Origin of the sequence: Treponema zioleckii (genome assembly GCF_014737315.1) — a bacterium.
GTDB classification, from domain to species: domain Bacteria; phylum Spirochaetota; class Spirochaetia; order Treponematales; family Treponemataceae; genus Treponema_D; species Treponema_D zioleckii.
Genome location: NZ_JPUF01000107.1, coordinates 1 through 4,983, shown reverse-complemented (window position 1 = coordinate 4,983; position 4,983 = coordinate 1). Strand labels below are relative to the sequence as shown.

Annotated in this window: 4 protein-coding genes; 1 reads left to right on the top strand and 3 read right to left on the bottom strand. The window is 43.8% G+C overall.

The features are described from left to right. Positions 1–31: 31 nt before the first annotated feature. From ribH to JI65_RS16325, 3 genes are all read right to left on the bottom strand, one after another. Entirely contained in the window at positions 32–502 is a 471-nt protein-coding gene (ribH, locus tag JI65_RS16335) for a 6,7-dimethyl-8-ribityllumazine synthase (RefSeq protein ID WP_191018232.1), read from the bottom strand. Positions 503–665: 163 nt separating this feature from the next. Then, a complete protein-coding gene (locus JI65_RS16330) occupies positions 666–1,871 on the bottom strand; it encodes a bifunctional 3,4-dihydroxy-2-butanone-4-phosphate synthase/GTP cyclohydrolase II (protein WP_197971967.1) in 1,206 nt (401 codons plus the stop codon). A 927-nt stretch (positions 1,872–2,798) separates the two neighbouring features. Beyond that, positions 2,799–3,692, bottom strand: a complete 894-nt coding sequence (locus JI65_RS16325; RefSeq protein ID WP_191018231.1) for a hypothetical protein — start codon at positions 3,690–3,692, stop codon at positions 2,799–2,801. Positions 3,693–3,784: 92 nt separating this feature from the next. Between JI65_RS16325 and JI65_RS16320 the strand changes: the two genes are divergently transcribed. Further along, the gene (locus tag JI65_RS16320) at positions 3,785–4,387 is read left to right on the top strand and encodes a recombinase family protein (RefSeq protein WP_191018230.1); all 603 of its coding nucleotides are present in this window, start codon (positions 3,785–3,787) and stop codon (positions 4,385–4,387) included. Positions 4,388–4,983 lie beyond the last annotated feature (596 nt).

The following is a 4,983-nucleotide window of genomic DNA, read 5'->3' as shown; positions in this document are numbered from 1 at the left end:
ATAAGTTTATAATGTGGATGCCGTGTTGATTTTAGTTCTGCATTTTTTTGATTAAGTTTACCATCTCAATCGCGCCCATAGCACAGTCGTAGCCTTTGTTTCCGGCTTTAGTTCCGGCGCGCTCAACGGCCTGCTGAATCGTGTCTGTCGTAAGAATTCCGAACATTACAGGAAGTCCCGTGTTGAGCGAAACCTGCGCAATTCCCTTTGAAACTTCCGCACAAACGTAATCGTAGTGACTTGTGGCTCCGCGGATAACCGCACCCAAAGCGATGATTGCGTCATATTTTCCAGATTCAGCCATGTGCTTTGCGGCAACAGGAATTTCAAAACTTCCAGGAACCCAGCACAAATCAATGTTGTCTTCCTGCACGTCGTGACGGAGAAGGGCATCGCGGGCGCCCTCAATCAATTTTGAAACGATGAATTCATTGAATCGCGCTGCCACGATTCCGATTTTCATCCCGTTTGCTTCAACAAGTTTTCCTTCAATAATATTCATAATTTCTCCTTCTATATTTAGTATACCTTAAAACTCTGTAACTGCCTTATAAAAAGTTGGTTGATAATTTCTGACACTGATAAACACGGATGAACAGTGATAAGACACAGATAAAGCAAAAAAATCCGTGTCCTATCTGTGTTCATCTGTGTCAAATCTAATCTTACAAAAAATGTCCCATGCGCTTTTTTTTGGTCAGAAGATACTCAATGTCCTGCGGGCGAGCCTGAACTGCGAGAGGAACACGCTCCGTAATTTCAAGACCGTTCTCCTTGCTGTTAATCTGACTTATTTTGTCGGGATTGTTCGTCATCAACTTGATTTTTGACACTCCCAAATCCTTTAGAATCTGGATTCCCACGTTGTAATCGCGTGCATCCGCCGGAAGACCAAGAGCCAAGTTCGCGTCAACAGTGTCCATTCCCTTGTCCTGCAAACCGTAAGCCTTGATTTTGTTCAAAAGACCGATTCCTCGACCTTCCTGCCGGAGATAAACGAGAATTCCCTGTCCCGCCTCGGAGATTTTTTTCATCGCCGCGTCGAACTGGTCTCCGCAGTCGCATTTTAGCGAGCCGAACGCGTCACCTGTAAGGCATTCCGAATGAACCCGGCAGAGCAAAGGCTCATCTGCATTTTCTATGTTGCCGAGAACCAAAGCCGCGTGTTCCGCGTTCGTGATTTTGTCGTGGAAGCCGTAGAGCTTGAATTTTCCGTATTTTGTCGGCAAGTTTGCTTCTGCAACTCGCTCAACGATTTTTTCGTGGGATTTTCGGTATTTTATGAGCTGTTGAATGTTTACGAGCTTGATTCCCCATTTTTTTGAAAGTTCCGTAAGTTCCGGGAGCCGTGCCATGTGACCGTCATTGCTCATAATCTCACAGCAAAGCCCAGCTTCTTCAAGTCCTGCGAGGCGGCAAAAATCGACCGTTGCTTCCGTGTGACCTGTTCGCACAAAAACTCCGCCTTTTTTTGCAACGAGCGGAAACATGTGACCTGGCCGCCTAAAATCTTCTGGCTTGGATTCTGGATTTACGAGCTGCAATGCCGTAAGCGAGCGGTCGAACGCGCTGATTCCTGTGGTTGTGTTTATGTGGTCAATTGAGACCGTGAATGCAGTTTCGTGATTGTCCGTGTTGATTGCGACCATTGGATTCAATTCAAGTTTGTGTGCGACTTCGATGCTGACTGGCATGCAGATTAATCCTTTTGCGTGACTTGCCATAAAATTGACGTTCTCAGGCGTTGCGAACCGTGCCGCACAAATCAAGTCACCCTCGTTTTCGCGGTCTTCGTCGTCCGTGACCATGATGAGCTTTCCGTTTTTAAGGTCGTCAAGAGCTTCTTCAATTGTGTTAAAAATCTCTTCCATGTGAACCTCCGTATTATCGAGTCGAAATATCATAGAGATAAAATTAGTTTGATATAAAACTAATTTTTGGTCAACTGGAAAATAACCGAGAGATTGGAAAAATTGATAGATTTTTGACGCCGTGGAATGGGGAAAATTATGGAAGTAGGAAATATGAGGTAGGAAGTATGAGGTATGAGGTATGAGGCGAATGGGGCGTTGCCCGATGCTCAGTTCTGCTGAAGTTGATTCAGAAGCTAGAATGCTTGCGTGGAAGGTTGGTTGATTGATGTTTAGGCCATCTCAACCGCCGCAAAGTGTGTAAATTCGGAGGAGCGGAGACAATGCGCCACGTTTCCGAAGTTGCTCGCGGCGCGCGAGCGACAAAGCTACACCCACGAAACGCGGCCCCGCTTGCCGCCGTGTTTCGTGAACATCTGCAAGCAGACTCACCAAAGCGCGAGTTTTGCTTTTGCAAAAGTCGCGGGAAACGCACGATGGAAGTTAAAGGTCAAAAGTGAACTTGCAGCGTTTCCATGGTTGCTCGCGGTGCGCGAGCGACAAAGCTGCACCTGCGAAACGCGGCTCTACTTGCCGCCGCGTTTCGTGAACATCTGCAAGTGACCCCAACAAAGCGCGAGTTTTTGGAAACGCTAAAAGTGGGCTTATAGGTTAAGAGTGAACTTGCAGCGTTTCCATGGTTGCTCGCGGCGCGCGAGCAACAAAACTGCATCTCGACCTTGCCGCCGTGCTTGTCGCGGCGAGGTCGAAGCCCCTGCAAGTACCCCCACCAAAGCAACAGTTTTTCGAAGAAAAACTGTTGGGGAGCGGTAAAACTGATTTTAAAGATTACAAGTCAACCTTACCGCTCCCGTTACCGCTCCATATAATTCCGCAAATACTGTAGTGTAGTAAACTTATTGGAGCGTCTTTGTGAAGAGTTAAAAATTATTCTTCTACAACTTCGTCAGCAGCATAGTCTTGTCCAAGATACCATGTACCGTTGAGAGTTTTTGAAGGTTGAACGTTTGCGTAAACAGCCAATGTGTTCTGTGATGGCTCTGCAGAGTAGCCTGTTACAGAAGGGGCGATTATTACAGTGTCCAATTTGTTTGCTGTTACAGATTCATCTGTTGGGTCTGCATCGTAAATATCTACAACATACGAACCTGCAGCTGTACTTGTGTGATTTGCAATATTTGCTCCGTATGTTGAGTTTTCAAATACTGGATAAATGTCCAACCAAACAGTTACAGATTTGTCATCTGCAATATCAAGCCCTGAAAGAGTTGTCCAACCGTTATCATTAGGAGTATTACAAACTATCTCTCTTGGTTCTGTAGCGGTAATACCTGCTTTATGAGTTGTTACTTTTGTTGATGAGCCAAAGTTATTAGCCTGCAAATCTGTTACGTTGAAGAATTTTGAAACATAGTATCGAGGTGTGCCGGCATGCCACTGGAAGCCTACAACGAAGAAATTGCGGTATCCTTTTTCTGTGATTGTAGGTGAAGTTGTAGTTGTACCTTCTGTAACGGTTGCGGCATCTTTTGACTGACACAAGTCCCATACGAATCCCATTACACCGTCATGAGAAGCTGAAGTCTGATTATTGATTACAATTTTTACTAATTCGCCTTCGTGCTTAAAAGTTGTTGTGTTCCAGCATCTGTATATGTCAGTAGAAGAAGAATTTGTGTAATTGATGCTGTAGTTTTTTCCAGAACCAGAAATTGCACCTTCTGTATCATCATCCTCTTCTGTACAAGAAGTAAATACAGCTGCAGTTGCCAATAAAGTTGCAGCAGAGAAAGCTGCCAAAATTTTCTTCGAAAGTTTCATAAAAAATCCCTCGGTTTTTATTAAAAAGATTTCAGCGAGTAACATTACTGTTTTAGCAATTGGTATTATTCAAATACTTTTTGGAGGATTGTATGGTTTACGGTTACATTCGGGTTTCTACTTTGCAGCAGAATTTGGAGAATCAGCAGCTGGAAATAGAGCGTTTTGCAAAATCACGGGGATTTGTAATTGATAAATTTATAGAAGAAAAAATCAGCGGAACAAAAATCCCTGAGGCGCGAAAACTCGGCAAAGTGCTGATGAAAGAATGCAAAGAAGGCGACATCGTTATTTCTACGGAAATCTCTCGGTTCGGCAGGTCGCTTATTATGATAATGAACGTATTGCAGTATTTTCTTGAAAAAAATATTCAGGTTTATACGATAAAAGACAATTATCATCTCGGAAATGACATTCAGTCAAAGGTGCTGGCATTTGCCTTCGGGCTTTCCGCCGAAATTGAACGACAGCTGATTTCTGAGAGAACAAAACTCGGCCTGAACCGGGTTCGAAGCGAGGGACGGCACATCGGGCGAAAAAAAGGGCGCAAAAATGATTTTTACAAACTTTCGCCGTATGATGACTATATCCGAAATAAAATTAGAGAAGGAAAGAGCAGACTTTACATCGCAAAAAACTTAAAAGTCGCCTGGCAGACAGTGGAAAACTATTTGCAGAGAAACGGTCTTCGCTGATTTTTAAGACATTCCAGCTGTATCTTGAGAAGAGTTTTTATCTCGTGTAATCTTTTTTAGGAGTCGTATTGCAGAATTGAAGTTTACTTCTGCAAACTCGTGGCGGCCTGCCTCCGAATTCGTCATGAAGAAGGAGGCTCTGTATGTCAAGATACGAGAAAGTGATGCTTTTAATCGCCGTTATCGCTTTGGTTATACAGGTGCTTACTTTCCTATTCAAATAATAAGAAAAGAGCATAAAAAAACCCGCCCTCAGTGATCCAAACTCTAGGCGGGCTTATTTAAAAACTAAGCTCTACGGAGGCGGTCGCGTTTGCAATGCGACTCCGTTCTTTTACTATACAGTCCAATTCTTTACGCGTCAACTTCCGCTTGCAAACAAAATTCCAGCTGTATCTTGAGAAGACTTTTTATCTCGTGTAATCTTTTTTAGGAGTCGTATTGCAGATAAAGTTTGCCTGTGCAAACTCGTGGCGGCTTGCCTCCGAATTCGTCATGAAGAAGGAGGCTCTGTATGTCAAGATACGAGAAAGTGATGCTTTTAATCGCCGTTATCGCTTTGGTTATACAGGTGCTTACTTTCCTATTCAAATAAT